At 73.5% G+C, this 26871-nt stretch carries 22 protein-coding genes; 13 read left to right on the plus strand and 9 right to left on the minus strand.

All coding sequences use genetic code 11. The annotated features are described in order from the left end of the window. The first annotated feature begins 214 nt into the window (after positions 1–214). Together AOQ37_RS19205 and AOQ37_RS19210 are read left to right on the plus strand one after the other, a co-directional pair. Positions 215–619, plus strand: coding sequence for a hypothetical protein (locus tag AOQ37_RS19205; protein ID WP_062645788.1), 405 nt, complete (start codon positions 215–217; stop codon positions 617–619). A 109-nt stretch (positions 620–728) separates the two neighbouring features. Then, entirely contained in the window at positions 729–1919 is a 1191-nt protein-coding gene (locus AOQ37_RS19210) for an MFS transporter (RefSeq protein WP_062645789.1), read from the plus strand. Positions 1920–2396: 477 nt separating this feature from the next. Here AOQ37_RS19210 and AOQ37_RS19215 read toward each other — a convergent pair whose 3' ends face one another. Then, the gene (locus AOQ37_RS19215) at positions 2397–4019 is read right to left on the minus strand and encodes an MFS transporter (RefSeq protein ID WP_062645790.1); all 1623 of its coding nucleotides are present in this window, start codon (positions 4017–4019) and stop codon (positions 2397–2399) included. A 272-nt stretch (positions 4020–4291) separates the two neighbouring features. Between AOQ37_RS19215 and AOQ37_RS19220 the strand changes: the two genes are divergently transcribed. The 3 genes from AOQ37_RS19220 (at position 4292) to AOQ37_RS19230 (ending at position 7662) form a co-directional block, all read left to right on the plus strand. Beyond that, positions 4292–5281 (plus strand): hypothetical protein, encoded by a 990-nt coding sequence (locus AOQ37_RS19220; protein WP_234436953.1) that lies wholly within the window; start codon positions 4292–4294, stop codon positions 5279–5281. Positions 5282–5589: 308 nt separating this feature from the next. Then, a complete protein-coding gene (locus tag AOQ37_RS19225; RefSeq protein ID WP_062645792.1) occupies positions 5590–7068 on the plus strand; it encodes a glutamate-cysteine ligase family protein in 1479 nt (492 codons plus the stop codon). 96 nt (positions 7069–7164) lie between these two features. Continuing rightward, positions 7165–7662, plus strand: coding sequence for a peptidylprolyl isomerase (locus tag AOQ37_RS19230; RefSeq protein ID WP_062645793.1), 498 nt, complete (start codon positions 7165–7167; stop codon positions 7660–7662). 149 nt (positions 7663–7811) lie between these two features. Here the strand turns inward: AOQ37_RS19230 and AOQ37_RS19235 are convergent, their stop codons facing one another. Beyond that, positions 7812–8543, minus strand: a complete 732-nt coding sequence (locus tag AOQ37_RS19235; RefSeq protein ID WP_062645794.1) for a flavodoxin family protein — start codon at positions 8541–8543, stop codon at positions 7812–7814. A gap of 145 nt (positions 8544–8688) precedes the next feature. Between AOQ37_RS19235 and AOQ37_RS19240 the strand changes: the two genes are divergently transcribed. Further along, on the plus strand, positions 8689–9690 hold the full coding sequence (locus AOQ37_RS19240; protein ID WP_062645795.1) for an NAD-dependent epimerase/dehydratase family protein: 1002 nt from the start codon (positions 8689–8691) through the stop codon (positions 9688–9690). A 43-nt stretch (positions 9691–9733) separates the two neighbouring features. Here AOQ37_RS19240 and AOQ37_RS19245 read toward each other — a convergent pair whose 3' ends face one another. Next, entirely contained in the window at positions 9734–10843 is a 1110-nt protein-coding gene (locus AOQ37_RS19245) for a sensor histidine kinase (protein WP_062645796.1), read from the minus strand. A gap of 2 nt (positions 10844–10845) precedes the next feature. Beyond that, positions 10846–11577 carry a response regulator transcription factor gene (locus AOQ37_RS19250; protein ID WP_062645797.1) on the minus strand — a complete coding sequence of 244 codons (732 nt, stop codon included), beginning with the start codon at positions 11575–11577 and terminating at the stop codon, positions 10846–10848. Between the two features lie 122 nt (positions 11578–11699). On the opposite strand from AOQ37_RS19250, the gene AOQ37_RS19255 reads away from it, so the two are divergent. Genes AOQ37_RS19255 through AOQ37_RS19265 form a run of 3 tightly spaced genes read left to right on the plus strand, consistent with a single transcriptional unit; the run spans position 11700 to position 13809 of the window. Next, complete coding sequence (locus AOQ37_RS19255) at positions 11700–12389, plus strand: glycosyltransferase family 2 protein (RefSeq protein ID WP_062645798.1); 690 nt, start codon at positions 11700–11702, stop codon at positions 12387–12389. Next, positions 12386–13003 (plus strand): TIGR04282 family arsenosugar biosynthesis glycosyltransferase, encoded by a 618-nt coding sequence (locus AOQ37_RS19260; protein WP_062645799.1) that lies wholly within the window; start codon positions 12386–12388, stop codon positions 13001–13003. Before AOQ37_RS19255 ends, AOQ37_RS19260 begins: the two co-directional genes overlap by 4 nt. Beyond that, entirely contained in the window at positions 13000–13809 is an 810-nt protein-coding gene (locus AOQ37_RS19265; RefSeq protein ID WP_062645800.1) for a class I SAM-dependent methyltransferase, read from the plus strand. The genes AOQ37_RS19260 and AOQ37_RS19265 overlap by 4 nt, the downstream gene beginning before the upstream one ends. Before the next feature lie 316 nt (positions 13810–14125). Here AOQ37_RS19265 and AOQ37_RS19270 read toward each other — a convergent pair whose 3' ends face one another. Further along, positions 14126–15391 carry a molybdopterin-dependent oxidoreductase gene (locus AOQ37_RS19270; protein WP_062645801.1) on the minus strand — a complete coding sequence of 422 codons (1266 nt, stop codon included), beginning with the start codon at positions 15389–15391 and terminating at the stop codon, positions 14126–14128. A gap of 113 nt (positions 15392–15504) precedes the next feature. On the opposite strand from AOQ37_RS19270, the gene AOQ37_RS19275 reads away from it, so the two are divergent. Beyond that, positions 15505–16956 carry a hypothetical protein gene (locus tag AOQ37_RS19275; protein WP_374701515.1) on the plus strand — a complete coding sequence of 484 codons (1452 nt, stop codon included), beginning with the start codon at positions 15505–15507 and terminating at the stop codon, positions 16954–16956. A 48-nt stretch (positions 16957–17004) separates the two neighbouring features. Here the strand turns inward: AOQ37_RS19275 and AOQ37_RS19280 are convergent, their stop codons facing one another. After that, positions 17005–17484 carry an ATP-binding protein gene (locus tag AOQ37_RS19280; RefSeq protein ID WP_062645802.1) on the minus strand — a complete coding sequence of 160 codons (480 nt, stop codon included), beginning with the start codon at positions 17482–17484 and terminating at the stop codon, positions 17005–17007. Positions 17485–17728: 244 nt separating this feature from the next. On the opposite strand from AOQ37_RS19280, the gene AOQ37_RS19285 reads away from it, so the two are divergent. From AOQ37_RS19285 to AOQ37_RS19295, 3 genes are all read left to right on the plus strand, one after another. Continuing rightward, positions 17729–18307 carry an AMIN-like domain-containing (lipo)protein gene (locus tag AOQ37_RS19285; RefSeq protein ID WP_062645803.1) on the plus strand — a complete coding sequence of 193 codons (579 nt, stop codon included), beginning with the start codon at positions 17729–17731 and terminating at the stop codon, positions 18305–18307. Positions 18308–18480: 173 nt separating this feature from the next. After that, positions 18481–20412, plus strand: a complete 1932-nt coding sequence (locus AOQ37_RS19290; RefSeq protein ID WP_062645804.1) for a glycoside hydrolase family 5 protein — start codon at positions 18481–18483, stop codon at positions 20410–20412. Positions 20413–20626: 214 nt separating this feature from the next. Further along, complete coding sequence (locus tag AOQ37_RS19295; protein WP_062645805.1) at positions 20627–21397, plus strand: polysaccharide deacetylase family protein; 771 nt, start codon at positions 20627–20629, stop codon at positions 21395–21397. 8 nt (positions 21398–21405) lie between these two features. Here AOQ37_RS19295 and AOQ37_RS19300 read toward each other — a convergent pair whose 3' ends face one another. From AOQ37_RS19300 to AOQ37_RS19310, 3 genes are all read right to left on the minus strand, one after another. After that, a complete protein-coding gene (locus AOQ37_RS19300) occupies positions 21406–22446 on the minus strand; it encodes a YihY/virulence factor BrkB family protein (protein WP_062645806.1) in 1041 nt (346 codons plus the stop codon). Positions 22447–22483: 37 nt separating this feature from the next. Further along, the gene (locus tag AOQ37_RS19305) at positions 22484–23620 is read right to left on the minus strand and encodes a glycoside hydrolase family 113 protein (protein WP_062645807.1); all 1137 of its coding nucleotides are present in this window, start codon (positions 23618–23620) and stop codon (positions 22484–22486) included. Between the two features lie 157 nt (positions 23621–23777). Beyond that, complete coding sequence (locus tag AOQ37_RS19310; protein ID WP_062645808.1) at positions 23778–26807, minus strand: glycosyl hydrolase; 3030 nt, start codon at positions 26805–26807, stop codon at positions 23778–23780. Between the last annotated feature and the right edge of the window lie 64 nt (positions 26808–26871).

Below are 26871 nucleotides of genomic sequence, written 5' to 3' on the forward strand. Positions count from 1 at the left end.
GACTCACCGCTCGGGGCCGTCCGTGCAAGGGCACCCGTCACATCGGGCCCGGGGCACCGTCGCGGTGGCGGGCCGTCAGGGGTGCGCGACGCGTCGTCGCCGCCTTCGTCCAGGGGGTGTCGGCCTGTCGGCCCCGACGACTACGGTGGCCCGGCCGGGCGGCCGTGTGCCACGCGACCGGCGACCTACGTCCGCGCGCCCCGAGGAATCCCCTATGACCCGTATGCCTGTCACCACCAGATGTGCCCGCGCCCTGCTCGTCGCCGTGGGCCTGTCGGGCATCGCCGGCTCGGTACGGCTGGCCGCGGCCGCCGCGGCCTTCGAGTCCGGCGCGCTGGGGGCCCTGGTCGTCGGGCTGCTGCTGCTCGCGGCTGCGGGGTGCGCGGCGCTCGCCGTGGCCTCACTCGTCATCTCGGCGCGGTTCGCCGACGGCGGGGGCGCGGTGCGTTCGGGCGCGGTCGCCGTCGGCTGGGTGCTGCTCCTGGGCGGCCTGACCGGGGCCCTGACCCACCACTTCGCCTGGGGCGCCGGTGCCGCTCCGGGCGCGTCGCTGGTGGCCCTGTCCAACGCCGCGGCGACCAGGGAGTGGTTCGGCCGAGCGCGGCTGCTGACCGTCTGATACGGCATCAGGCCCACCTGATCGCCGCCCGAACGACCGTGGCGACTCGCGGAAGGCGGCCGGGCACGTCGGACTCGGCGGGGCGCCGCACGGGGTTACTGTCGCCGGCATGGACCGTGATCACCGGGGCTGGCTCCCCTGTCTGCTCGGCGGAGCCGTCTTCGCCGTGTGCATGGCGGGCACCACGCTGCCGACCCCCCTCTACGGCCTCTACCGGGAGAAGTTCGGCTTCTCCGAGCTGACGGTCACCGTCGTGTACGCGGTGTACGCCTTCGGAGTCATCGGAGTGCTGCTGCTGGCGGGCAACGCCTCGGACAGCGTCGGCAGACGCCCGGTACTGATCGCGGGGCTGGGCTGCGCGGCGGCGAGCGCCGTGTGCTTCCTGGCCGCCACCGGGCTGGGCTGGCTGTACGCGGGACGGCTGCTGTCGGGCCTGTCCGCCGGTCTGTTCACCGGAGCCGCCACCGCCTACGTGATGGACCTGGCGCCGCCCGGCGGCACCTCCCGGGCCACGTTCGTCGCGACCGCCGCCAACATGGGCGGGCTGGGCTGCGGTCCGCTGCTCGCCGGGGTGCTCGCGCAGTACGCCGCCCGGCCGCTGTACCTGCCGTTCGCCGTGCATCTGGTCCTGGTGGCGTGTTCGGCCGCCGTCGTGGCCTGGCTCCCCGAGACCGTACGGCACCGCGGACCGCTGGGCACGGTACGGCCCCGGCGGCCCGGCCTGCCCCCTCAGGTGCGGTCGGTGTTCGGGCCGGCGGCGGTGGCCTCGTTCGTGGGGTTCGCCCTGTTCGGCGTGTTCACCTCGGTCAGCCCGGCGTTCCTGTCGGACTCCCTCGGCGTGAGCGACCACGCACTGAGCGGCCTCGTCGTCGCGCTGGCCTTCTTCGCGTCGACCGCGGGGCAGTTGCTCGTCGGCCGGGTGGGGGTCGGACGGTCGCTGCCGCTGGGCTGCGCCGCGCTCCTGGCCGGACTGGCGCTGCTCGCGGGCGCCCTGCGCTGGGAGGTGCTGGCGCTGGTGGTGCTGAGCGCGATCGTCGGCGGGGTCGGGCAGGGGCTCGCGTTCCGCGGGGCGCTGTCCGCGGTGGCCGGGGCGTCGCCCGAGGAGCGGCGTGCCGCGGTGATCTCGACGCTTTTCGTGGTGGCCTACACCGGCATCTCGCTGCCGGTGATCGGCGTCGGTGTGCTGGTCGGGCCCCTGGGCCTGGAGGGTGCCGGACTGGTGTTCATCGGGTGCATGGCCGTCCTCGTCTCGACGGCCGGGGCCTATCTGCTCCGGCGGCCGGTGCGGGTGGGTACCTGATCCCCGAGCCCTCGCACGAGGCGTACCGGGCGTCGGCTCGCGCGGCGGGTCGCGGCGCCGGTGTCGCGGGACGGAGCGGCCCGCACACACGCTTGGCCGCATCCGTACGGGTGGGGTCGGTCCGGGGGCGAAGCGGGAGAGGGCCGACCGGCGTTGTGCAGAACCCATCCGCCATCACGGGAAAGGCCCCCCGATGCGACGTACCGCCCTCCTCGCCGTCTGTGCCCTGCTCAGCGCCGCGGCCACGGGATTCTTCACCACCAGCGCCGTCCGCAGCCGCTGAGGTCCGGAAGCAGGGACATCCGGGAAGCCGGGAAGGCCGAGCGGCTTTCCCGGCTTCCGGCTGTCGGCTTCCGCTGCCTGGCCCCACTGCCGGGCCTCCGGAGTAAGGCGTCAGGCGTCTCGGCGTCAGGCGTCTCGGCGTCAGGCCTCAGTCGTCAGGCTCGAGGTGCAGAGTCAGGCTCAAGGCGTCGGGCTTCAGGACGCGCGGCCGGCGGTGTTCGAGCGGTCGTCCGACGGTTTGCCCGCCTGTTGTGGATCGCTCGTGCCGCCGGGGTGCCGGATCGCGCACAGGTATCCGATACCGAGGGCGATCGCCATCCCGTAGAACACCCACTGGTTGGCCTCGGCGAAGTCCATCCGGATCTCCGGCATGGACTCCTGTACCGTCCGCGCGACCGCCGAGCCGCCGCTGAGCTTCTGGTCGTCTGCGGTGCCGGTGATGGCCTCGGCGACGCTCTTCGCCGTGCTCTCCGCGGTCCCGGACGACATGCCACCCGACCGCAGCGTGTCGTCGACGTTCTCCGTCATACGGTGCGTCAGCAGGGATCCGTAGAGGGCCAGGCCGACGCTCGCCGCATAGTTGCGGATCGTCTGGGTGATGCCGGTGACCTCGCCGTAGGAGGCGTCGATCGCCCGGTTCACGGCGTCGGTGGAGGCGGGCGCGAGGACGAAGCCGATGCCGGCGCCCGCGAGGGCCGCGTAGGGCCACTGGTCGTGCATCGACAGGTCGGTCAGCTTCCCGGCCCAGAGCGCGAAGCCCACCGCTCCGACCACACAGCCGATCTTCAGGGTCGGCCGCGCGCCGCGCTTGTCCAGGATCCGCCCGCCCCACTGCGACGCCAGCGCGAAGCCCGCGAAGACGTACAGCAGATACAGGGCCGCCTGGTTGGGCGAGGCGCTCAGGGACACCTGCGCGTAGACGGAGGCGAAGAAGAACAGCGGGACGAACGCGAGCATGGAGAAGAACAGCACGAGTCCGTCGACCACGAAGGCGCGGTCCCGGAAGACGGCGAGCTGGATCAGCGGGTGGGCCGTGCGCTGTTCGTAGCGGCAGAACACCCACAGCACGGCCAGCCCGCCCACGATGCAGACCCAGGTGAGCACGCTGTCCCAACCCCACGCCGACGCCTGCTGGAAGCCGAGCACGCTCACCCCCATGCCGATCGCGATCAGCACGGCGCCCCGCACGTCCAGCGGCTCGTCACGACGGCGGTCGGAGACGTGGGCGAGCGCCGTCAGGATCAACGCGACGACGGCCACGGGCACGTTGACCCAGAAGATCGCCCGCCAGGTCCAGCCGGTGAGCCAGCCGCCGAGGAGCGGCCCGATGGCGGTCAGGGCGCCGGTGACACCGAAGAACAGGGCCAGGGCGCGGCCGCGCCGCTCCACCGGGAAGACCGCCACGACCACGGCCAGCGCCGCGGGGAACAACAGGGCCGCGCCGAGCCCCTGGGTCGCCCGGAAGACGATGAGCCACGGCAGCGCGAAGTCGCCGCTGGGTACGCAGCCGCACAGGACCGACGAGATCACGAACACCAGCGTGCCCACGACGACCACGCGCCGAGGACCGAGGAGGTCCGCCAGGCGACCGCCGAGGGCGAAGAACGCGGCCAACGCCAGCAGATAGGCGTTGACGACCCACTGCATGCCCGAGGCGGACAGGCCGAGTTCGTCGACGATGTCCGGCGTCGCGATCGACACGATGGTCTGGTCGATGAACGTCATCGAGACCGCGAACATCATGGCCGCGAGGGCCAGCGACTGCGACGGCCCGCGCGGGCCGTCGCGCGCACTGCCTGACTGCTGCTTGGTGTACATGCCAGTCACGCGTCCAGTCTGAACCCGCCCCGCCCGCGACGCATCCGCTGCCGCTGAGTCACCGTCACCGTCACCGTCACCGTCACCGTCACCGACCAGCGGACGTCCTCCGCTGAGGTGTCCGAACACCCATGCATCCGTACACCCGTGAACCGTCAACCCCCCATGTCGCCACCGCCCTCGCACGCCACTGTGAGGGCGGTCGTCGGGCCCTCCCCTGTTCCCCGGCGGCCGGGATGCGCGGCGGCCCGGCCGGGTGGAGTCTGATGATCATGGCGCGAAAGGGTGCACGACCCGCTCGGACCGCAGCGCGGCACAAGGCGGGACACGCGGCGGAGGAGGACGTGGAGCGCACGGCGGAGGACGAGGTGGAGCGCACGCTCGACGAGCTCTACACCACGCCGCCGCCCGAGTTCGTCTCCCGCCGTGAGCGGCTGGCCGAAGAGGCCAAGCGGGACGGGCGCGGGGAGGACGCCCGCCGGATCCACGCCGCCCGCCGCCCCACGCTCGCGGCCTGGGCGGCGAACCTGCTGCTGCGCGCGCGGTCGCAGGAGAGCGGACGGTTCCTGGAGCTGGGGCGGGCGCTGCGCGAGGCGTACCGGACCCTGGACGCCGACGGGATCAGGGAACTGTCCGAGCAGCGGCGGAGCATCGTCTCCGCGCTGTCCCGGCAGGCCGCCGAGCTGGCCCGGGAGGCCGGGCACCGGCTGTCGGGGGCGGCGGAGCAGGACGTCGAGTCCACCCTGCGCGCCGTGCTGGCGGACGAGGAGGCGGCACGGCGGTGGGCCACCGGCCGTCTGGAGGGCGCGCTGACCCCGCCGGCCGGCTTCCCGGCCGCCGACGCGGCGACCGCCCTCCCGTCACGCGGGCCCGCTCGTCCGGCCTCCGCGCCGCCGCCGGACACGAAGTCCCGGGTGAAGGACGAACTCGCCGAGCGGCGCCGTCGGCGGGAGCAGCAGCTCGGCCGGGCCCGTCGCTCGGCCGAGACAGCCGACCGCCGGCTCCGTGAGCTACGCGCCGGACGGGCCGACGCCGACACCTCGCTCCGGCGCGCCCGCGACCGGTACGACCGGGCCCGTGAGGACGAGGCCGCGGCGCAGGAGCGGCTGCGCGAGGCGCGCCGGGCGCTGCGGGGTGCCGAACAGGAGCGCGCGGAGGCCGAGGAACGGCTGCGGACCGCCGCCGAGGCGGTGGATCTCGCCGAGCGGGCGGCCCGGGACGCCGAGCGGGAGGTGGCCCGGCTGAGCGAACCGTTCGAGTAGGTCTCCTGACGCCGGGCCGCCGGTCCGCTCGACGGCGCCGGAACGGGGCCCGGTGCGGCGGCCCCGGTCGGGCGGTCGGGCCGCCACAGGGCCCGGGCCGGCCCCGTGCACGGCGGCCGGCGGGAGCGGGACGGGTCACGGGGGGGGCGCGGGGTGGGCGCGGGGTGGGGTCGCACGGCGGGGTCGGGGGCCGGCCCCGCCGACGGGGCCCGTCGGTGCGACGTCGGCCCGGCTCGCCTGGTGAGGGGCGTTCGGTGGTGCGACGCTGGAGGCAAGGGCGTCCGACACAGGACAGGCCGGGAGGGCCGATGGGACGTGATGTCCCGGCGCTGGTCTTCACCCGTGAGGACCGCCGCCGCTACCGGATCAAGATGCAGGACTGCCTCGATGTCTTCGCGCAGATGCTGCGCGAGTCACGCTTCGAGGCCGAGCGGCCTCAGGTGGGTCTCGAGATCGAGCTGAACCTGGTCGACGACCAGGCCGAACCGGCGATGCGCAACAGCGAAGTGCTCGACGCGATAGCGGACCCCGCCTGGTCCACCGAGCTCGGCCGCTTCAACCTGGAGATCAACGTGCCGCCGCGCCGTCTGACGCAGGGCGGTCCCGACGCCTGGGAAGCGGAGATCCGGGCCGCGCTCAACCACGCCGAGCAGGGTGCCAGGTCCGTCGGCACGCATCTGATCATGATCGGCATCCTCCCCACGCTGCGGCAGGAGGACGTGGGCGAGTCGGCGCTGTCGGAGAACGCCCGCTACCGGCTGCTCAACGACCAGGTGTTCGCCGCGCGGGGCGAGGACCTGCACATCGAGATGGACGGTGTCGACCGGCTGCGGACCTACGCGGACACGATCACCCCGGAGGCCGCGTGCACCAGCACGCAGTTCCATCTCCAGGTCGCCCCCGAGGAATTCGCCGCCTACTGGAACGCGGCGCAGGCGGTGGCCGGCGTGCAGGTGGCGCTGGCGGCGAACTCACCGTTCCTGTTCGGGAAGGAACTGTGGCACGAGACCCGGATCCCGCTGTTCGAGCAGGCCACCGACACCCGTCCGCAGGAGATCAAGGTGCAGGGCGTACGGCCCCGGGTGTGGTTCGGGGAGCGGTGGATCACCAGCGTCTTCGATCTCTTCGAGGAGAACCTGCGTTACTTCCCCGCGCTGCTGCCGCTGTGCGACGAGCAGGATCCGCGCGAGACGCTCGCCGGAGGGGATGTCCCCGAACTGGGCGAGCTGACGCTGCACAACGGCACCATCTACCGCTGGAACCGTCCGGTCTACGCCGTCGCCAACGACCAGCCGCACGTGCGGGTGGAGAACCGCTGTCTGCCGGCCGGTCCCACCGTCGCCGACACCCTCGCCAACGGCGCCTTCTACTACGGCATCACCCGGGCCCTGGTGGAGGAGGAGCGGCCGGTGTGGTCCCGGATGTCCTTCCGGGCCGCCGAGGACAACCTGCACACGGCGGCGCGGCACGGCATCGACGCCCGGCTGTACTGGCCCGGCATGGGCGAGGCGCCGGTCGCCGAGCTCGTCCTGCGGCGGCTGCTGCCGCTGGCCCATCGCGGGCTGGAACTGTCCGGGATGGACGCGGCCTGGCGGGAGCCACTGCTCGGGATCATCGAACAACGGTGCGTCACCGGCCGTAACGGCGCCGTCTGGCAGAAGGAGATGTTCCATCGCATCACCGCCTCGGCGCAGGCCGGGCGCCATGAGGCGCTGCGGCGGATGACACAGCTCTACATCGACTACATGCACCTCAACGCCCCTGCTCACACCTGGCCGGTGGACTGACCGCCGGCCCTCGCCGGCTACGTCTGCGGACGGCTGTGAGCCCCGACACCAGACCCTCGATTCGGCAGCGCCCGCCGGACCGTGCAGGATGTAACCATGACCATCAAGATCTACTTCGACATCACCATCGACGACAAGCCCGCCGGGCGGATCAACTTCAACCTGTTCGACGACGTCGTCCCCAAGACGGCGGAGAACTTCCGCGCGCTGGCCACCGGCGAGAAGGGCTTCGGCTACGCCGGCTCCTCCTTCCACCGCGTCATCCCGGACTTCATGCTCCAGGGCGGTGACTTCACCCGCGGTGACGGCACCGGCGGCAAGAGCATCTACGGCGAGAAGTTCGCCGACGAGAACTTCACGCTCAAGCACGACCGTCCCGGCCTGCTCTCCATGGCCAACGCCGGCCGCAACACCAACGGCTCGCAGTTCTTCGTCACCACGATCGTCACCGGCTGGCTCGACGGCAAGCACGTGGTGTTCGGCGAGGTCGCCGACGAGGAGAGCATGGCCCTCGTCCGCAAGATCGAGTCCCTCGGCTCGGGCAGCGGCAAGACCTCGGCGAAGATCACCATCGCGGAGTCCGGCCAGCTCTGACCGGACCGGGGTCGGACCGGACCGTCGTCCGACGGGACCGAGGTCCGACCGGCCGTGGTCCGACCGGACCGCGCGGCGCCCGCCGGCCGGGGGTCCGCCCCCGGCCGGCGGCGCGGGCGCCGTCGGACCGGGCGCGGGTCCGCCGTGCGTCAGCGGTGCTCGGGGTTGGGCGCGTCGAAGCGGCAGCCCGCGTCCCACTCCGAACGCTGGTTGCCGTGCGCGGGGACCCCGCCGTTGCGCTTGAGCAGGGCCGCGAGGTGCATCAGGTTCCACGTCATGAAGGACGTGTTGCGGTTGGTGAAGTCGTTCTCCGGACCGCCCGAGCCCGGGTCCAGGTACGAGGGCCCGGGACCGGCCGGACCGATCCAGCCGGCGTCCGCCTGCGGCGGGATCGTGTAGCCGAGGTGCTGGAGGCTGTACAGGAGATTCATCGCGCAGTGCTTCACGCCGTCCTCGTTGCCCGTGATCAGACAGCCGCCGACCCGGCCGTAGAAGGCGTACTGGCCCCGCGGGTTGAGCAGGCTCGAGCAGCTGTAGAGGCGCTCGACGACGCGCTTCGTCACGGAGCTGTTGTCGCCGAGCCAGATCGGCCCGGCGAGGACCAGGATGTCGGCCGCCATGACCCGCTCGTACAGGGCCGGCCAGGCATCGGTGGCGAAACCGTGTGCGGTCATGTCCGGGTAGACGCCGGGGGCGATGTCGTGGTCGACGGCCCGGAACTCGTCCGTGGTCACCCCGTGCGTCTCCATGACGGACCGGCTCTTGTCGACCAGGCCCTGGGTGTGGCTGAGCTGCGGGGACGGTTTGAGGGTGCAGTTGACGAACAGGGCCCTGAGGTCGGTGTAGCGGTACATGTCGCCGGAGGAGGGCGAGGCTGCCATGACGGTCTCCCTTGCTGAAGGCGAGGGAAGCCTCTCGCGGCGCGTCCGTTTCGTCCCGGTCCGACGCGCGCGCGGCGCCTTACGGAGTGATGACATGCCGGACGGGTCACAGGTTCCGGCGCGGCCGCGCCCCTAGCGTGGCCGTATGCGCGTACTGGTCACCGGCGGTGCCGGGTTCATCGGGTCCCATGTCGTCGACGCCCTGCGGGAGCGCGGGCACGAGCCGCTCGTGTTCGACGTCCGGCAGGACCCCGCAGCCGACGTGCGCGACCCCGTCGCGGTCGCCCGTGCCCTGGCCGGCGTCGACGCGGTCTGTCACCAGGCCGCGATGGTGGGACTCGGCGACGGGGTCGCCGACGCGGCGGAGTACGTCTCGCGCAACGACCTCGGGACGGCCGTGCTGCTCGCCGCCGTGGCCGCGGCCGGCGTCGGACGACTCGTGCTCGCCGGGTCGATGGTCGTGTACGGGGAGGGGCGCTACGAGTGCCGGGAGCACGGGGTGGTGCGGCCGCTGCCCCGCGCCGCAGCCGATCTGGACGCGGGACGGTTCGAGCCGCCGTGTCCGCGGTGCGGCCGGGAGCTCGCCCCCGGGCTCGTCGCCGAGGACGCTCCCGTCGATCCGCGCAACGTGTACGCCACGACCAAGCTCGCCCAGGAGCACCTGGCCGCCGCCTGGGCCAGGTCGACGGGCGGGAGCGCGGTGTCGCTGCGCTACCACAACGTGTACGGGCCGCGGATGCCCCGGGACACCCCGTACGCCGGAGTGGCCTCTTTCTTCCGCTCCGCGCTGGCCCGGGGCGAGGCCCCGCGCGTGTTCGAGGACGGGCGGCAGCGGCGGGACTTCGTGCACGTACGGGACGTGGCCGCCGCCAATCTGGCCGCGCTGGACGCCGATGTGCCGCAGGGGACGCTGACGGCGTACAACACCGGCAGCGGGGAGCCGCACACGGTCGGCGAGATGGCCCGGACCCTGGCCGCCGCGTACGGCGGCCCGCAGCCGGTCGTCACGGGCGAGTACCGGCTGGGCGACGTCCGCCACGTCACGGCGGACTCCGCCCGGCTGCGGGCCGAGCTGGGCTGGAAGCCTCAGGTCGGGTTCCAGGAGGGAATGCGGGAGTTCGCCCGGGCCGGGCTGCGCGGGGAGTGAGGGACGCGTGGCCGGGGCGCGGGCCGCCCCGGCCACGCCTCCTTCAGCGAGCCGTCGGCAGGGTCACCTCGAAACGGCAGCCGCCAGGGATGTTGCGTACGGTGGCCCGTCCCTGGTGGGCCTCCACGATCCCCCGCACGATGGCGAGGCCGAGACCCGCGCCGGCCGGGGGCGTCCGGGCGTGCGAACCGCGCCAACCGGTGTCGAAGACCCGCGGCAGATCCTCCTCGGGGATGCCCCCGCAGCCGTCGGTGACGGAGACGAGGACCCCCGCGGGCGAGCGTTCGGCGGCGACGGCCACCGTGCCGTCGGCGGGCGTGCGCCGGATGGCGTTGACGAGCAGATTGCCCAGCACCCGGCTCATCTCCTTGCCGTCGACGTCCACCGGGAGGGGTTCGACACGGTCGCCGACGAGCCGTACGCCGAGCTCGCGGGCGAGCGGGTCGGCGCCGGCGAGGGCGTCGCCGACCAGGTCGTACACGGACATCCGGGAGGGGGACAGCGCGAGCGCGCCGGCGTGTATGCGGGAGAGCTCGAACAGGTCGCCCACCATGTCGTTGAGCCGCTCCACCTCGGTGCGGATCTGGCGCAGGTAGCGGTCGGGGTCGGCCGCGACGCCGTCCTCCAGCGCCTCCGACATCGCGCGCAGTCCGGCCAGCGGCGTGCGCAGGTCGTGCGAGATCCAGGCGACGAGTTCCCGCCTGGACGCCTCCAGGGCGCGTTCGCGGTCCCGGGACTCGGCGAGCTTCCCGCTGGTCGCCGCCAGCTCGCGGCTCAGTGCGTCCAGTTCGGCGGTGGTCGGTCCTGCGGGGGCGGTGAAGGCGCCGCCGTCGCCGAACGAGCGGGCGGCACGGGTGAGTTCACGGCTGCGGGCGACGACCCAGCGGCCCAGGAGATGGGCGGTGACCAGGGAGACCACGGCGGCCATCGCCACGACCGTCGTCACGACGCTGAGGTCGTGCCCGGACAGGAACATCGCCTGCGCCACGGCGAGCGTGCCCGCCAGCATCGCGGTCACGGCGACGCCGGCCACCACGGTGAGCGAAGCGGTGAACGAGCGGCGGCGCAGCAGCCACAGCGCGAGCGCGCCGAGCAGTCCGGCCAGCAGCGCGCCGAGAAAGGCGAACAGCGCGATGAGCAGGGTGTCGCGCACGGTCACTCCCCCTCTCGGCCGGGACCGGGTTCGAAGCGGTAGCCCACGCCCCACACCGTCTGGATCAGGTGCGGCCGCGCCGGGTCGTCCTCGACCTTGCCGCGCAGCCGGCGCACATGGACGGTCACGGTGGACAGGTCACCGAACTCCCAGCCCCACACCTCGTGCATGAGGTCCTCGCGGCCGAACGCCCGCCCGGGGTGCCGCAGGAAGAACGCGAGCAGGTCGAACTCACGCAGGGTGAGGGCGAGTTCGATGCCGTCCTTGGTGGCACGGCGGGCCCCGGGGTCGAGGGTCAGGCCGGCCGCGCTCAGCGTCCGGGCACCGGTGGCGGGCCGGCTGCGGCGCAGCACCGACTCCACCCGCAGCACGAGTTCGCGGGGGCTGAAGGGTTTGGTGACGTAGTCGTCGGCGCCGACCTCCAGGCCGAGGATGCGGTCGTCCTCGTCGCCGCGCGCGGTCAGCATGATCACCGGCACGGGTCCGTGCCCGCGCATCCGGCGGCACACCTCGAGCCCGTCCATGCCGGGGAGCATCAGGTCGAGCACCACCAGGTCGGGCCGGTGCGCGGCGGCTCGGCTCAGCGCGGTCGGGCCGTCGTCGGCCCGGTCGACGACGTAGCCGGCCCGGTCCAGGTATCCGGCGACGACCTCCGAGACCGTGGGGTCGTCGTCCACGACCAGGACCCGGGCCGATCCCGGCGGAGGGGGCGGGGACTCGTGAGGCTGCTGCATACGCCCAGCCTCGCACCGGACCGGCCCCGTGCGGTGTCCGCGGGCGCCCGGACGGCTCGACGTCCGCGTTTCGTAAGGAGCGGAGGTCCGTTTTGCCTGATTCGTGTTCGTAGGGTGAGACCGTGACCACGGACGCAGAAGCAGATGTCGTACTCCCCTGTCTGAACGAGGCCGAGGCCCTCCCCTGGGTGCTCGCCCGCATTCCTCCGGGCTGGCGGGCCCTGGTCGTCGACAACGGCTCCACCGACGGCTCGGCGGAGATCGCCCGCGCGCTCGGCGCGAGAGTCGTCCACGAGCCGCGCCGGGGCTTCGGCGCCGCCTGCCACGCCGGACTGACCGCGGCCACCGCCGACGTCGTCTGTTTCTGCGACTGCGACGCCTCCCTCGACCCGGCCCTGCTCGTGCCGTTCGTCCACGAGGTCCGCGACGGCACGGCCGACCTGGTGCTCGGGCGCAGGCGGCCGAGCGGCCGGGGCGCCTGGCCCGCGCACGCCCGGGCCGGGAACCTGGCGCTCGCCCGGCTGACGCGCCGCCGCACCGGGCTGCGCCTGCACGACCTCGGCCCGCTGCGGGCCGCCCGCCGTGAGCCACTGCTCGGCCTCGGTCTCACCGACCGGCGCAGCGGCTACCCGCTGGAGATGGTGGTGCGCGCGGCCGACGCGGGGTGGCGGATCACCGAGCACGACGTCCCCTACCTGCCCCGGACGGGTGTCTCGAAGGTGACGGGCACCTGGCGTGGCACCTGGCAGGCCGTCCGGGACATGAGCCGCGTCCTCGACGGCGTTCCGGTGCGCGAGGGGAGCGCACGGTGACCACCCTGCTCGTCATCGCCAAGGAACCGTTGCCGGGCCGGGTGAAGACCCGGCTCACCCCGCCGTTCACCCCGAGGGAGGCGGCCGCGCTGGCGGAGGCGGCGCTGACCGACACCCTGCGGGCCGTGGCGGCCACGCCCGCCGCCCGCCGCGTCCTGGTGCTGGACGGCTCCCCCGGGCCCTGGCTGCCGTCCGGCTTCGAGGTCGTGCGGCAGTGCGCGGGCGGACTCGACGAACGGCTCGCGGCGGCCTTCGCCTGCTGCGACGGCCCGGCCCTCCTCATCGGGATGGACACACCGCAGGTCGCGCCGGACCTGCTGACCGTCGACTTCGACGGCTGCGACGCGTACTTCGGCCCGGCGCGGGACGGCGGTTTCTGGGCCCTGGGGCTCGCCGAGCCCGATCCCGGTCTGCTGCGGGGCGTGCCCATGTCGACGCCGTCGACCGGCGCCGTGCAGCGGGCGCGGCTGGTCGGCGCGGGGCTGCGGGTGCGCGACCTGCCGTGTCTGCGGGACGTGGACACCGCCCCGGACGCCACGGCCGTCGCCGCGCTGGCCCCGGGCAGCCGCTTCGCCGCCCGCCTCGCCGAGTGCACGGCGGCGGTGAGCCGATGAGCACCGCGTACGACCTCACGGGGGCCGGCGCCGCCGACGGCGGCAGGGCGGGGGTCGCGCGGGTCGCGGGCGACTGGGCGGCCGCCGACCCGTACAGCGCCGCCGTGCGCAGCGGCCGGGGCCCGCTGTTCCTGCGCCGCGCCGACGGCTGGCTGCTGCCGCTGGAGGTGGAGCGGTGGTGTGCCCGCGCCGACCCGGCCGACCTGGCGATCCTGGACCGGTGCGAGGGAGCCGTGCTGGACGTGGGCTGCGGGCCCGGCCGCCTGGTCGCCGAACTCGCCGCGCGGGGGCGGCCCGTGCTGGGCATCGACGTCAGTGAGGCCGCCGTCGCCCACACCCTGGGACGGGGCGGGCAGGCGCTGCGGCGGTCGGTCTTCGACCCGTTGCCGGGCGAGGGACGCTGGGCGACCGTACTGCTCATCGACGGCAATGTCGGCATCGGCGGCGACCCGGTCGCCCTGCTGCGCCGGGCGGCGGCGCTGCTCGTCCCGGGCGGCCTGCTGATCGCCGAGACCGTGCCGGTGGACGTGGACGAGCGGGCCGAGGTCGAAGTGGTCGGCCCGGCCGAGGCCGGCGGCACCGGCCGGGCGTTCCCCTGGGCGCGGCTCGGCACGACGGCCCTGCTGCGGTACGCGGGCCACGAGGGCTGGCGGACGGCCGGTCAGTGGACGGCAGGCGGCCGGTGCTTCGTCGCCCTGCGCAGTCGCAGCGCGAGCAGCAGCGCCGAACCGCCGAAGAGCACCGCGGTGATCAGCAGCCAGTGGGCGAGGAACCCGTCCGCCGAGCGGCCGGTCGCCGACCGGTAACGGAGCTCCACCCTCCCGCTGATCAGCGGGAACCACACGAGCAGCAGCAGCGCGGAGAGAGCCGCCGGCACCCGGACGTACATCGTCCACCTCCGGTGGCCGCCCGCGTCGAGTCCCTGGACGACGGCCCGGTCGGCCACCGCGTACAGGGGCAGCAGGACGAGGTCGTGCAGCAGTGCCGCCCCCACCCACCACAGCGCCACGCCCGGCCGGTCGTCGGCGAGGAGCCGTACGCCCGCGTAGGCCGCGAGGGCGAACGAGCAGGCCAGCAGGAGGATCTGGAAGGGGCTGCCGATCACCGGCCGTCGCAGGGGCGTCATCGTGTCTCTCCGAACGTCATGCGGGCCACCCACTTGGTGTTGAGCACGCCGGGCGCGGCGGGCACGATGACGCGCGCCGGGTAGCCGTGGTCGGGGGTCAGGGGCTCGCCGTTGACGAACAGGGCGAGCAGGGAGCGGGGGTCGGCGACCTGGTTCGCGCGCAGGGCGGCGTGACGGAAGGCCCCGCGCCGCTGGAGGGACTCGACGAGAACGTCCGGCGGGTCGTCCTCGTAGCCGACGAGCGCGGCCAGGTCCCGCAGCCGCACGCCCCGCCACCACTGGTCCGAGGTCGACCAGCCCTCGACGCAGGCGATGGGCAACGCCGAGCTGTGCAGCGGGAGTTCACTGAGCTCGGCGCGGCTGAGGCGTACCGTGCCGCTGGGTCCCGCGACGACGAGGCGCCAGGCTCCCTCGTCCGTCTCCGCCGCGGTGATCCCGGCGTACGCCGCCGTCTTGTTGATCTGGAAGCCGTTGGGACCGCTCCCCGGATCGGCTCCGCCGTGCGGGGCGAGCAGGGCCGTGCGGCGCAGCCCGTCGAAGCTCTGGCCGACCGTCGTGGCGAACAGCAGCAGCGACCCGCCCCCGACGAACCACAGCGCGCCGCGCCGGGAGACGGTCGGAGGATCCGGGTGCGGCGCGACCAGCTCCCGCGCGGACGCGGGTTCCGGCGCCGGCCTCAGCTCGCCCTCCTCCCGCGCACGGCGCAGATTGCGCACGGCCGCCGGGACCTTCAGCACGGCGTGGGCGACGAACGCGGCGAAGAAGACCCACGCGCCGTAGAAGTGCAGCGGATAGAAGGAGCCGGGGAAGACGTAGTCCAGCTGGACGTTGAGGACGCCGGTCGTGAACTCGAACAACGCGCCGCCGACCAGCAGCAGCAGGGAGATCCGTTCGAGCGCGTGCGCGACCGAGCGGGCCGGCGGCAGCGTGAACAGCCTCGGCACGACCGACCACAGCTTGGCCAGCAGGACGGGGATCAGGGTGACGCCGAGCGTGACGTGGACGCCCTGGTCGAGCCGGTACAGCCAGTGCGGGTGGGTCGGCCAGGAGAAGAGGTAGAAGCCGAGGATGCCCTTGTCCGGCGTCTTGTCGTTCACCGGCGAGAGGTCCGGGTTGTAGGCGGCGTACGAGACGAGGCCCGTCACGAACAACACGGTGATGCCGAGGAGCAGCACCAGGCCGAGCACCGAGGTGAACCAGGGACCGCGCAGCGGGCTGCGCCAGAAGCCGGGGGAGGTGGGGAGCCGTGAGTCGTCGCGCATGATCCGACCGTAGGCCGCGGCGCACCCCGAAACGGGCCCGCGACCCATGACGAAACGCTGACGTCCGGCCCGGACGGCGGCTCGCCGCCCGCCGCCCGGCCTAGCGTGCCGGTGTGAACAGCACCCTGCGCTCCGCCGAGCCGCGCGCCCGGCGCTCCGGCGGCATCACCCCCGGCCTCCGCCCCGACCTGTACGCGGTGGGGGCCGCCGTCCTGCTCGTGACGGCGGCCGTGCTGATCGGTCACCACATCGAGCACACCCAGCACACGCTACGGGTCAACTGGCCTCCCGTGCTGGCAAGTTGGGGTCCGCATGTGGGGCCGGGGACGCCGGCGGCCGTCGCGGTGGCGGCCGCGACCGCGGGGTACGGTCCCTCCCTGGCCGCCCGCCTGCCCTGGCGGGCCCTGCTCGCGGCGGCCTGGGGCACCGCCACCGCGTGGATCTTCTCGCTCGCCCTGATCGACGGCTGGGGACGGGGTGTCGCCGGCCGGCTCACGTCCCGCCACGAGTATCTCCAGGCCATCGGCCGGTTCCAGGACGTCCCGGCGGCACTGCGCGGCTTCACCCGTCACATCCTCCTGGAGTCCCCCGACAACTGGCCCGCGCATGTCGCCGGTCATCCCCCGGCGGCCACGCTGACCTTCGTCCTGCTCGACCGGATCGGGCTGCGCGGCGCGGGCTGGGCCGGAACCTGGTGCGTCGTCGTCGGCGCGACGGCCTGTGCGGCCGTCCTGGTGGCGGTGCGGGCACTGGCGGACGAGGGGCTCGCGCGGCGGGCGGCGCCCTTCCTGGTGCTGGCTCCGGCCGCGGTGTGGATGGGGACATCGGCCGACGCGTACTTCGCGGCGGTCGCCGCCTGGTCCGTGGCACTGCTGGCGCTGGCGGTCACCGGACGCCGGACCTCGGGCGCCGCGCTGGGCTCGGGCCTGCTCCTCGGCCTGAGCTGCTACCTCTCCTACGGCCTCACGCTCTTCGCGCTCGTCGGCGCGGCGGTGCTGCTGCTCGGCCGCGGGCACGTCCGGGAGCGTCCCGAGCTGCTCCTCCTTCTGTTCGCCGGGGCGGCCGTCGTGCCGACGGCGTTCACCCTCGCCGGATTCGACTGGTGGGAGGCGTACCGACTGCTGGTCACGCGCTACCGGCAGGGGGCCGGCGGTGTCCGCCCCTACGGGTACTGGGTGTGGGCCAACCTGGCCTGCACGGTCCTGATCACGGGCCTGGCGACGGCGGCCGGCCTGCGACGGACCGCCGCGACGCTCCGCCGGGCCCGCGGGAAGGGCCTCCCGCGGCCGGACGGCCCGCACCGCTCCGGCCCGTACTCCGGCCCACACTCCGGCCCACACTCCGGCCCGGACGCCCGCCTCGCCCTGCTCGTGGCCGCCGCCCTGCTCGCCCTGCTCGTGGCCGACCTGTCCGGCATGAGCAAGGCCGAGACGGAACGCATCTGGCTCCCGTTCGCCCTATGGCTCCTGCCGGCCTGCGCGTTCCTCACCCGCCCGCGCGTCTGGCTCGCCGCCCAGGCGATCCTGGCCCTGCTGCTCAACCACCTGCTGCTGACGGGCTGGTGACCGTGCCGTGCCGCGGCCGCCGTGCGCAGGACGGCGCGCGACGCCGCGCTACCCGGTGGGGCTGCCGGTCACCGGTCCGCCGGGGTCGTCGGACAGGGAGATACGGGCCGTGACGCGTTTGCCGACCGCCTCCTGCTCGATGAAGAGGTCCTCGGCGACGACCTTGACGATCTCCAGGCCGTGCTGGCCGATCCTGCCGGGATCGGCGGCCCGGGCCGTGGGCACGGTCGGGTCGCTGTCCCGTACGACGACGTCCACGACGCGGGCCGTGATGCGCAGTTCCATCCGGACCGGGCCGGGAGCGTATTTGCGGGCGTTGGTGACCAACTCGCTGACCACCAGCTGGGTGAGGTCCCGGGCGCGCGCGGACACGGGCAGGCGGTGGTCGGCGCGGGCCCGGTCGAGGAAGGCCACGGCGTGGTGGCGGGCGTCGGCGATGCAGGCGTCCTGTCCGTCGAGGGCGTAGTCGGCGCGCATCAGGTACTCGTCAGGTGCCGTACAGCCGTCACCGTCGGCATGGGATCTCACGTGTCTCGCCCTCACTCCCCCGGTTCAAGCGCGCCCCTACCCGCCCCGGCGCCATGCATGCCACCGGAGCGCCGTCCGGCACGGAGGCCCGGTCGAGGCAACGGCGACCCGCGTCCGGAGGGAAGACCGCCACACCGCGTCGCATCCCATCGCATCACGCCGGATCGATACGGAAAACCGTGCAACCTTCGGGGCAATCGGGCTGTCTCAGTTCATGTCCGACACACAACCTTCGGGGGACATCATGGTGCGAAACAGAACCGTCTGGGCCACCGCCGCCCTTCTGACCGCCACCCTCGGTGTGGCCGCGATCCCGGCCACGGCCACCGCCGCCCCGGTCACGGCCACCCGCGCCGCGGCCGCCTGCCCCACCGGCTGGGGCAGCCTCGACAAGACCTACTCCACCGGCACGATGACGTCGCTGACCAACGTGCGGACCGGCCGCCACGACTGTTACGACCGGTTCGTCGTCGACGTCCCCGGCGCGGGCGCCGCCGAGCTCGGCTTCTCGGTCGCGTACGTCGACCGGCTCTACCAGGACGGCTCGGGCCGCCCCATCACCGTCGGCGGCGCCGCCGTCCTGGAGGTGCGGGTCAACGCCCCCTCGTACGACGTCGAGACCGGCACGCCCACCTATCCGGGACGGGTGGCGCAGCCGCTGCCGGGCGTGAACCTCACCGGGTACAGCACCTTCCGGGACACCCGGTACGCCGGGAGCTTCGAAGGGGTGACGCAGTTCGGGCTCGGCGTCCGGGCGCGTCTGCCCTTCCGGGTGCTGCGCCTGGACGGCCACCTCGTGGTGGATGTCGCGCACACCTGGTGACGTACACCGCCGGGACGATCCCCGACGCTCGGCCTCCCGGGGCCGGCGTCGGGAGCGGCGCGGTCACACCCTCGACGAGCGCGGGTTCACGCAGCCCCCGGGACATCCCGGCCGGGAGCTCGTAGGCTGACGGTCGCCGCTCGCCACCCCCACCGCGCCCCGCAGAGGACCGGATGCAGACCCTCAAATTTGTCAAGTACCTGACATCAGCCGCCGTCGTCCTCACGCTGCTGGCCCCGGCACCGACCGCTGCCGCCGCCCCGTCGGCGGCCATCCCGGGCGCGCTCACCCCCGCGTCGTCCGCCGGAGTGGCGGCCCCGGCGGCGGAGGACTGGCAGCCGCCCCTCTCCACCCGGGGCCGCTACATCGTCGACGCGCAGGGGCGCCGCTTCCGTCTGAGGTCCGCCAACTGGGACGGCGCCCAGGGCTCCTGGTCGGGAAGCGGCAGCACCGCCGACCCGGCCGACCACCACGCGGGCCAGGACTCCTCCGGCATCCCCCTCGGCCTGGACCGCGTCCCGCTGTCCGCGCTGCTCGCCGACTTCCACCGGCTCGGCGTCAACAGCATCCGGCTGCCGTTCTCCAACGAGATGATCCGCACGAGCACCCCTGTGCCGGACACCGCCGTCGCGGCCAACCCACGACTGCGCGGCGGCACACCCCTCCAGATCTTCGACGCCGTCGTGGCCGCCCTCACCGCGGACGGATTCGCGGTCATCCTCAACAACCACACCGTCACCACCCGCTGGTGCTGCGGCGTGGACGGCAACGAGCGCTGGAACAGCGGCCGAACCACTCGGCAGTGGGCCGACGACTGGGTCTTCATGGCCCGCCGCTACGCCGCCGACCCCCGAGTCGTGGGCGCGGACCTCCACAACGAGGTACGCCGTGACGTACTGGACGACCCCAACTGGGGTCTCGGCGACGACCACGACTGGTACGCGGCGGCCCAGCTCGCCGCGGACCGCATCCTCACCGAGGCCGACCCCGACCTCCTCATCGTCGTCGAGGGCATCAACTGGACCGGACTGCCCGTGGACGGGCTGCCGCACGAGCGCCCCACCCTCACCCCCGTCCGTACGCTCTCCCACACCCTCCTGGACGCGCACAAACTGGTCTACTCCGCCCACTTCTACGGCTATACCGGCCCCCGGCATAGCGGTGCCACCGGGATCGGCGAGACCCACGACCCGCGTTACCAGGACCTGAGCCGCGACCAGCTGTCCCAGGTCCTCACCGACCAGGCCTTCTTCGTCACCGCGGAGGGACAGCACCACACAGCGCCCGTGTGGATCAGCGAGTTCGGCATCGGCGCCCAGGAGACCGGCGCCGCCGCCCGCGCCTGGTTCGGCAACCTCACGGACTACTTCGCCGACCACGACGCCGACTTCGCGTACTGGCCCCTGGTCGGCTGGGAGGGCCACGACGACTGGGCGCTGCTGCGCTACGACACCGCCGGGCGACGGTACGGCATCCTCGACGACGCCGACTGGCGCGGCGCCGGCTGGAATCACCTCATGACGGCCGCGACCCGCACCGGGACCGTCCCGCCGGTGCCCGTACGGCGCATGCTCACCACCGACCACGGCGACGCGGTGCGCTCCCGCCGGGTCCGGGCCGGCGGGGACTGGGACCCGGGCGCCTCCAAGGCCGCCTGCCCCGACGGCCTCCGGCTGATCGGCCTCAGCCACACGGGCGGACGGGGTCTGTGCACCGACACGGCCGCCGACGACCTGCGGGCCCCGGGCGACACGCAGACGGTCGTCACGGACGAACGCCATGTCCCCGCCGGCGGCGACTGGGCCGGCGGCTACACCAAACTCCAGTGCCCGGCCGGGCAGTTCCTCATCGGCTACAGCCGTCGCGGGGAACGCGTGTCGGCCGCCCTGTGCGTACCCGCCCGCACCGCGCTGGGCCGGGCCGGGCGGACCGTGTGGTTCGACCGGTCCGACAACCGCCCCGCCGACACCGGCGGCGACTTCGCCCAGGGCCACTACAAGGGCCAGTGCGCGGCCGAGGAGTACGCCGCGGGCATCGCGTTCACCACCCGGTTCGGCAGCAAGCCGGGCCCCGCCGCCCTGCTCTGCGTCCCCCTGGCCCCGTGAAAGCCGCCACCCCCAACAGGAGCCACACACGCCTGCGTTGGGGGTGGCAGACGTTTCCTCCCCACGGGCGCGGAACCTCCCGCGTCCCGGAATCCCCGCGAAATTGTCCGTGATCGGTAACAGACGGATCCCACCGCGCCTTTTCCCCGTCCTGACATCTGCACGGGATCCACCGAGGCACGGGATCCACCGACACGACACGAACAGGGCAGACATGGCGCGGCATGGCGGGCGGGGATGGTACGGCCGGGTTATCGCGGCAGCGGTGGGTGTGACGGCGATGGCCGCCGTCACCTCGGTGTGGACCGCTCAGGCCGGCCCGGTGGACGGGGCGAAGCCGGAGGCGGGTGCCTCGGCGCGCCCCTCCGCCGCGCCCGCCCGGGTGTCGGTGGACATCGCCCACGCCTCGGACCACGGGGCCCGCGGCGTGAACATCACCATCGACGACGGTCCGGACCCCGACTGGACGCCGCAGGTCCTCGAGGTGCTGCGGGAGAACGACGTCAAGGCGACCTTCTGCATGGTGGGCACGCAGGCGAAGGCCCACCCGGACCTGGTCAAGGCCGTGGTGGCGGACGGGCACCGGCTCTGCGACCACACCGTGTCGCACGACACCACCATGGACAAGAAGCCCGACTCCTACCAGTCGCAGCAGATCCTGGACGCCGAACGGATGATCACCGAAGCCTCCGGGGGCGTCCGCCCGGTGTACTACCGGGCGCCGGGCGGCGCCTTCACCCCCTACAGCCGCGATCTCGCCGCCTCCCGCGGGATGCGGCCGCTGGGCTGGAACGTCGACACCAAGGACTTCGAGCAGCCCGGGGCGGCCGCCATCGTCTCCACCGTCCAGAGCGAGGTGTCCAACGGTCCGACGATCCTCTTCCACGACGCGGGCGGCGACCGCTCACAGACCGTCGCGGCCCTGCGCGAGGTCCTGCCGTGGCTGCGGCAGCAGGGGTACTCCTTCGGCTTCCCGGTGATCTGAGCGCGCGGTCACCGCGCGCCGGGCCGGTCGTCCTCGCTCCAGGCCCGGGTGTCCCGGGGCTGGACGTAGGGTTCCTCGTCCTCGGGCAGCCCGCCCGCCACGGCCCGCTGCCTGGCCAGCTCTGCGTCGAACTCCAGGCCCAGCAGGATCGCGATGTTGCTGATCCACAGCCACACCAGGAAGACGATCACGGCGGCGAGCGTGCCGTAGGTCTTGTTGTACGAGCCGAAGTTGGCCACGTAGAAGGCGAAACCGGCGGAGGCGAGCAGCCAGATCACCAGCGCCAGCACGCTCCCGGGCGTGGTCCACCGCAGTCCCCGGCCCCGGACGTTCGGCGTCGCCCAGTACAGCAGGGCGATCATGATCGTGACCAGCACCACCAGCACCGGCCACTTCGCGATCGACCACACGGTCAGCGCCGTGTCCCCGATACCCAGCGCGGCGCCGGCCTGCCGGGCCACACCGCCGGTGAAGACGACGATCAGCGCGCTGGCGACGGCGAGCACCAGCAGCAGCACCGTCACCCCCACGCGCAGCGGCAGTACCTTCCACACCGGCCGCCCCTCGGGCATGTCGTACACCGCGTTGGCGCTGCGGATGAAAGCGGCGACATAGCCCGACGCCGACCACACCGCCAGCACCAGACCCACGATCGCCATGACCGAGCCGACGCCGCCCCGGCCCTCCAGTTGCCGCACCGCGTCGCTGATGATGTCGCGGACCGAACCCGGCGCCACCTTGCGGAGGTTGTCCAGGACCTCGTCGGTCGCCGACTTCCCCGCCAGACCCAGGAGCGACACCAGCACCAGCAGCGCCGGGAACAGCGAAAGCACCCCGTAGTACGTCAGTGCCGCGGCCCGGTCCGTGAGTTCGTCGTCCTTGAACTCCCGCAGCACGCCTTTGAGCACGGCCGGCCAGGAGCGCTTCGGCAACTCCCCCAGCCGGTCCGGGGCCCGCTGTTCCACCCGCTCGTCCGGCCCCGCCGTCCCCTCCCGGCCGGTCTCCGCGGGCGTGGTGTCGTCATGGTCGGATGTCGATGTGCCTGCCATGACAACCCAGTAACCGCGACCTGCCGTTCCATGCGTCTCACCGCGCAGCGGCTCCGTGGGCGTGACGGCCGCCGTAGTGGCGGGCCAGGGCGTGGAAGGCCTCCTTGGGTTCCCAGTGCCAGCCGGCCTCCGGGTGACCGGGGCGCCGGTGGACGGTCCTGGTGACGGCGTAGGACGCCATGTCCAGGTCGTGGCGCGGGTCGTCGGCCCGGTGCGGGGCGTCCGGGGTGACGAACTCGAAGGCCATCGCCGCGTACAGGCCCATCGCCTCGAACACGTCGAGGAGCGTGGTCATGTGGACGGCCTGGGTGCGTTCGCTGCGGACCAGGTGGCCCTTGATCTCCGCCGGGTCCTTGTCGTGGTCGACCACGTCCCATCCCATGCCGCCGGCGTCCGGGGCGCCCACGTAGGCGCAGGTGCCGAACTCGGTGATGGCCAGCGGCTTCCCCCAGCGGGTGTGGCGGCGCAGTTCCCTCACATGGTCGACCCGTCGCGGGAAGGACGAGTAGTAGTCGATGCCGACGATGTCGAACAGGGACCAGTCGACCCGGTCGTCCTGTGCGGCGGCGTAGGACAGCCGGCCGTCGAAGACCGAACGGCCGGTCCTGGCGGCGCGCGCCGTGAAGGCGTCCAGACGGCGCTGCATGACGACCGGGTCGTAGGTCCCGTTCATGAGGTTGCGTACGCGTTCCAGCACCGTCTCCCCCGGCACGATCCCGGGCACGAACAGCCAGAACTCGCAGCCCACGCCGAGGACCACGCTCGCGCCCTGTCGACGCAGCCGCTGCGCGACCCTGCCGGTCTCCGCGAGGTGTTCGAGGATGTCCCGCGCCGGGACGTCTCCCAGCGTGGGCTGAAGCCAGATGCGCAGGCCGTGTTCGGCCGCCTCGGTCGCGGTCGCCGCGAGGCGTTCCACGCCGTCGCCGGTGATGTCGACCGTGTCGGCGTGCAGGTCGTGGCGGATGACGCGGAGGTCCGCCCGCATCCGCTCGGCGGTCCACCCCGTGGCGGGGGTCTCGCCCTCCCCCACCGTGTAGACGACGCCCCGGTGCCGCAGTCCGCGGCCCTGCCCCGTGGCCCGTGCCCGTCGCGCGGGTCCGAGCACGGCGACCGCGCCGGCCGCCGCCGCCCCGGCCAGGAATCCGGCCCGGCTGATCCGATCGGTTCGCTCCATGCCCCCACGCTGCCCGAGGCGCGCGCGGGACACAGTCCGCCGATGGTCCGGATCGTCGCGACGAAGGTCGGTGAGGGGGCCGGGACGGCGGCCCTTCCGGCGGCCGGAGCACGTCCGAAAGGCGCCGCCCGGGTGTCGCGCTCCGGCCCCCGTTCCCTCAGCCGATCGTGGCCTGACCGTACGGCACGAGCCGTACGGGTCCGACGAGACCGAAGTTCTGCCGGGCGGCGGCGCCGAAGACCGCGGGCTGGGTGACCCGCAGCCGGTTGAAGAGCGGGACCGCCACCTCCACCTCGATCACGTTGCCGCCGCGTCGGAGCAGAGGGCCCACGTCGACGACCGGGTGGATACGGTCGACGACCGGGGCGGCGGTGCCGTTGACCGTGACGCGGGCGGTGTCGGAGACCTGGCCGAGCTCAAGGTAGGCGCCGTGCGCGGAGGTCCACCCGGACGGCAGGTCGATCGTCGTCCGGTAGCGTCCGATGCCCGCGGAGTCGGCCAGTTCCGGGATCCCCGACCAGGGCAGCAGCGTGTCCAGGGTCAGCGAGCGCCGGACGTGTTCGGTCCGGGTGGGGGCGGATCCGGGGTACCAGTCGTCGACGTCCAGCTGCCAGCGGCTCGGGGTGACGGGGGCGGGCACGGACCCGATGACCGTGGTGACCGTACGGCCCGAGGAGAGCCGTGTCGTGCGGGTGCCCGCCTCGGCCGAACGGACCGTCAGCGCATGTCCGTCGAACAGGGCTTCGGAGGCGTCAGTGTCGACCACGTGGGGCCTGGCCCCGTTCCGGTCGCCGAACAGTCCCGGACCGCCGAGTGCGACGATCATGACCTGGCCGGGCTGGAGCGCGACCCGGACGGTGACCTCGCCGCCCTCCTCGGTGTACCGGGCGATCCGGGTGGCCTCGCCCGTCCAGGGGTCGAGCAGGTAGGGGATCGTCGTCCCGCCGCGCGTCCGGCGGGTGTGGCGCAGTGTCACCTGGTGGTCGATCGCGGCCACGGGTGGCTTGACCGTCTCCGCGTGCTTGCCGTTGCAGAGGTAGTAGAAGTCGGCCTCCCGGGTGACGCGGTGGGCGTTCAGGAGGGTGGAGGCGGTGGCGTGGCGTACGTCCGGGACGACTCCGAGGCCGGCGAGGGCGTCGCCCACGGCGGCCTTGTCGGTGACCCGGGTGACGTGGGGCAGATCGAGCAGCCGGGTCAGCAGCGCGCGCAGCCCCTCGCTCTCGCCGTCGTCGGGGACCCCGGGGGTGAGCGGCTGGTCGAAGGCGCCCAGCAGGACGATCGGCAGTCCCGCCTCGGCCAGCGCCAGCAGTCGGCGCGCGTCGGCCGTGGCGAGGGTGGGTGTGGAGGAGTAGAAGAAGTCGCCCTCGACGAACAGGGCCTTGTAGGCCGGACCGTTCGGGGCGAGCCGGCCGCCCGAGACGGTGGCGTTCGGCAGGTCGAGTAGCGGACCGCTGAGGAACTGGTGGGTCCAGCCGAGCGGTACACCGGTCGCGGTGAACCAGGACGCGCCGATGCCGGTCGCGGCGTAGCCGGTCTGCCGGAAGACGGCGACGTCGGCGCGGGCGGTGCCGGACTGGAGCACGCCGTGCACCCGGCCGAGGTAGGCGGCGATGTCCGGCACGTGCTGCCAGCTCGGCTGCCGGGGGCCCCACGACTCGCCGTATCCGGGGCCGCCGTTGTAGGGGCTGAAGGCGGCGAAGCCCGGCCAGCTCACGCCGGGCGCGGTGGCGTAGGAGAAACCGTGGACGACGGTCTGGTTGACGCCCGCCGCGTAGGCTCCGCCCATGGTGCGCAGGAAACGGTCCCAGGTGGTGCTGTACGCGGTGCCGTTGTAGGCGCCCGCCTCACACGACAGCACCGTGTGGCCCGCCATGTCCCTGCCGCCCGCGAGACAGCGGTAGTCGTCGAGGTTCTTGAAGCCGAGGGACTCGCCCTCGGGGATGTCCAGGATCGCCGCGGACTCGATCGCGTCGGTCTGGAGTCCGTAGGGCTGGGCGCGCAGGGTCATGCCTAGGGAGTGGGCCCAGTCCCGCAGCGCGCGGACGTGGTGCCGGTTGAACAGCTCGGAGAAGGTCTCCCAGAAGTCGTGTCTGATCTGTCGGGTGAGCTGCGCCTCGAAGGCGAACACCTGGTTGCTGTCGCTCAGCACGAGGGCGGGCAGGTAGGGCAGCAGGGGCCGTCCGGTGTGCCGGGCGAAGGCGTCCGGCAGCGAGGGCGTCCAGGTCAGGCCGTCCGTCTCCAGCTCCACGGAGTCCTCGAAGAAGGCGCCGCCCGCCGCCTTCAGCAGGCTCCGCACGCCGGGAGTCAGCAGGTTCTGCTCCCAGAAGCGGGTGACGGCCGCGGTGCCCGCCGGGTCGAGGTGGTCGACGACGTAGGCGTCGGGCGCCGAGTGCGGTCCGGACTCGGGCTGCTGACCGCTGCCGCGCGTCCAGTACGAGATCAGCGTCCACTCCCCGGTGTCGGGAGCCGTCCAGGTCAGGGTGCCGTCCTCGGCGACGGTGGAGGTGAGGTCACGGACGCTGGCGAGGTCGAGTCCGGTCTCCTTGCGGGTGGAGTACGCGGGTTCGACGCGGGCGGCCTGGACGGCGAGGAGCCGCTGCCGGGTCACCCCGGCGGCGGGCGCGTGCACGGGCGGCGGCACCGGTCCCTGGAAGGTGGCTCCGGCGCTCAACGAGGCGCGGCCGTGCACGAGTTCCTTGGCGGCCGCCTCGTCGTCCGGGGTGACGCCGGGGACCGCGACGGGCCAGCTCGGGCCGAGCGTCAGGTCGATGGTGAGGCCCCGTCTCGCGGCCCGGCGCAGCGCGGCCTCGACGCCGTCGCGCCACGGCCCGCTGCCCCATCCGTGGCGCGCGGTGTCCAGGACCGACTTGTCCTTGACGCTGTGGTGGACGGCGGCGATCTCCGCGCCGCCGAATCCCGCGTCCGCGATCTGGTCGATCTCGCGGGCGATCTCGTCGGTGTCGACCAGACCGTCCGGCCACCACCAGCGGAACTTCGGCCGCACCGAACGCGCGGGCGCGGCGAACCAGTCGGCGGCCGGACCCACCGCCCCGGCCACGGACGGCGCCGCGACGGCCGTCCCGGAACCCAGGGCGGCGACGATCCCGGCCGCGATTCCCGCCGTCGCCCCGGCGGCGAGTACCGCCCGCCGTGACATTCCGTCGCCCTGCCCGACCGGTACCCGCATGAGCGCTCCCAGATGATCGTTCTTGGTTTTGAATCGTTTCAATCAGACTCGAACGCCGGAACGC

The organism is Streptomyces maremycinicus (genome assembly GCF_001184025.1).
Taxonomy (GTDB): Bacteria; Actinomycetota; Actinomycetes; order Streptomycetales; family Streptomycetaceae; genus Streptomyces; species Streptomyces maremycinicus.

Bases quoted from the DNA above. Each gene is read 5' to 3' on its own strand.
- AOQ37_RS19205 (WP_062645788.1), top strand. From the start codon at position 215: ATGACCCGTATGCCTGTCACCACCAGATGTGCCCGCGCCCTGCTCGTC.
- AOQ37_RS19210 (WP_062645789.1), top strand. From the start codon at position 729: ATGGACCGTGATCACCGGGGCTGGCTCCCCTGTCTGCTCGGCGGAGCC.
- AOQ37_RS19215 (WP_062645790.1), bottom strand. From the start codon at position 4,019: ATGTACACCAAGCAGCAGTCAGGCAGTGCGCGCGACGGCCCGCGCGGG.
- AOQ37_RS19220 (WP_234436953.1), top strand. From the start codon at position 4,292: ATGGCGCGAAAGGGTGCACGACCCGCTCGGACCGCAGCGCGGCACAAG.
- AOQ37_RS19225 (WP_062645792.1), top strand. From the start codon at position 5,590: ATGGGACGTGATGTCCCGGCGCTGGTCTTCACCCGTGAGGACCGCCGC.
- AOQ37_RS19230 (WP_062645793.1), top strand. From the start codon at position 7,165: ATGACCATCAAGATCTACTTCGACATCACCATCGACGACAAGCCCGCC.
- AOQ37_RS19235 (WP_062645794.1), bottom strand. From the start codon at position 8,543: ATGGCAGCCTCGCCCTCCTCCGGCGACATGTACCGCTACACCGACCTC.
- AOQ37_RS19240 (WP_062645795.1), top strand. From the start codon at position 8,689: ATGCGCGTACTGGTCACCGGCGGTGCCGGGTTCATCGGGTCCCATGTC.
- AOQ37_RS19250 (WP_062645797.1), bottom strand. From the start codon at position 11,577: ATGCAGCAGCCTCACGAGTCCCCGCCCCCTCCGCCGGGATCGGCCCGG.
- AOQ37_RS19265 (WP_062645800.1), top strand. From the start codon at position 13,000: ATGAGCACCGCGTACGACCTCACGGGGGCCGGCGCCGCCGACGGCGGC.
- AOQ37_RS19270 (WP_062645801.1), bottom strand. From the start codon at position 15,391: ATGCGCGACGACTCACGGCTCCCCACCTCCCCCGGCTTCTGGCGCAGC.
- AOQ37_RS19285 (WP_062645803.1), top strand. From the start codon at position 17,729: ATGGTGCGAAACAGAACCGTCTGGGCCACCGCCGCCCTTCTGACCGCC.
- AOQ37_RS19290 (WP_062645804.1), top strand. From the start codon at position 18,481: ATGCAGACCCTCAAATTTGTCAAGTACCTGACATCAGCCGCCGTCGTC.
- AOQ37_RS19295 (WP_062645805.1), top strand. From the start codon at position 20,627: ATGGCGCGGCATGGCGGGCGGGGATGGTACGGCCGGGTTATCGCGGCA.
- AOQ37_RS19300 (WP_062645806.1), bottom strand. From the start codon at position 22,446: ATGGCAGGCACATCGACATCCGACCATGACGACACCACGCCCGCGGAG.
- AOQ37_RS19305 (WP_062645807.1), bottom strand. From the start codon at position 23,620: ATGGAGCGAACCGATCGGATCAGCCGGGCCGGATTCCTGGCCGGGGCG.
- AOQ37_RS19310 (WP_062645808.1), bottom strand. From the start codon at position 26,807: ATGCGGGTACCGGTCGGGCAGGGCGACGGAATGTCACGGCGGGCGGTA.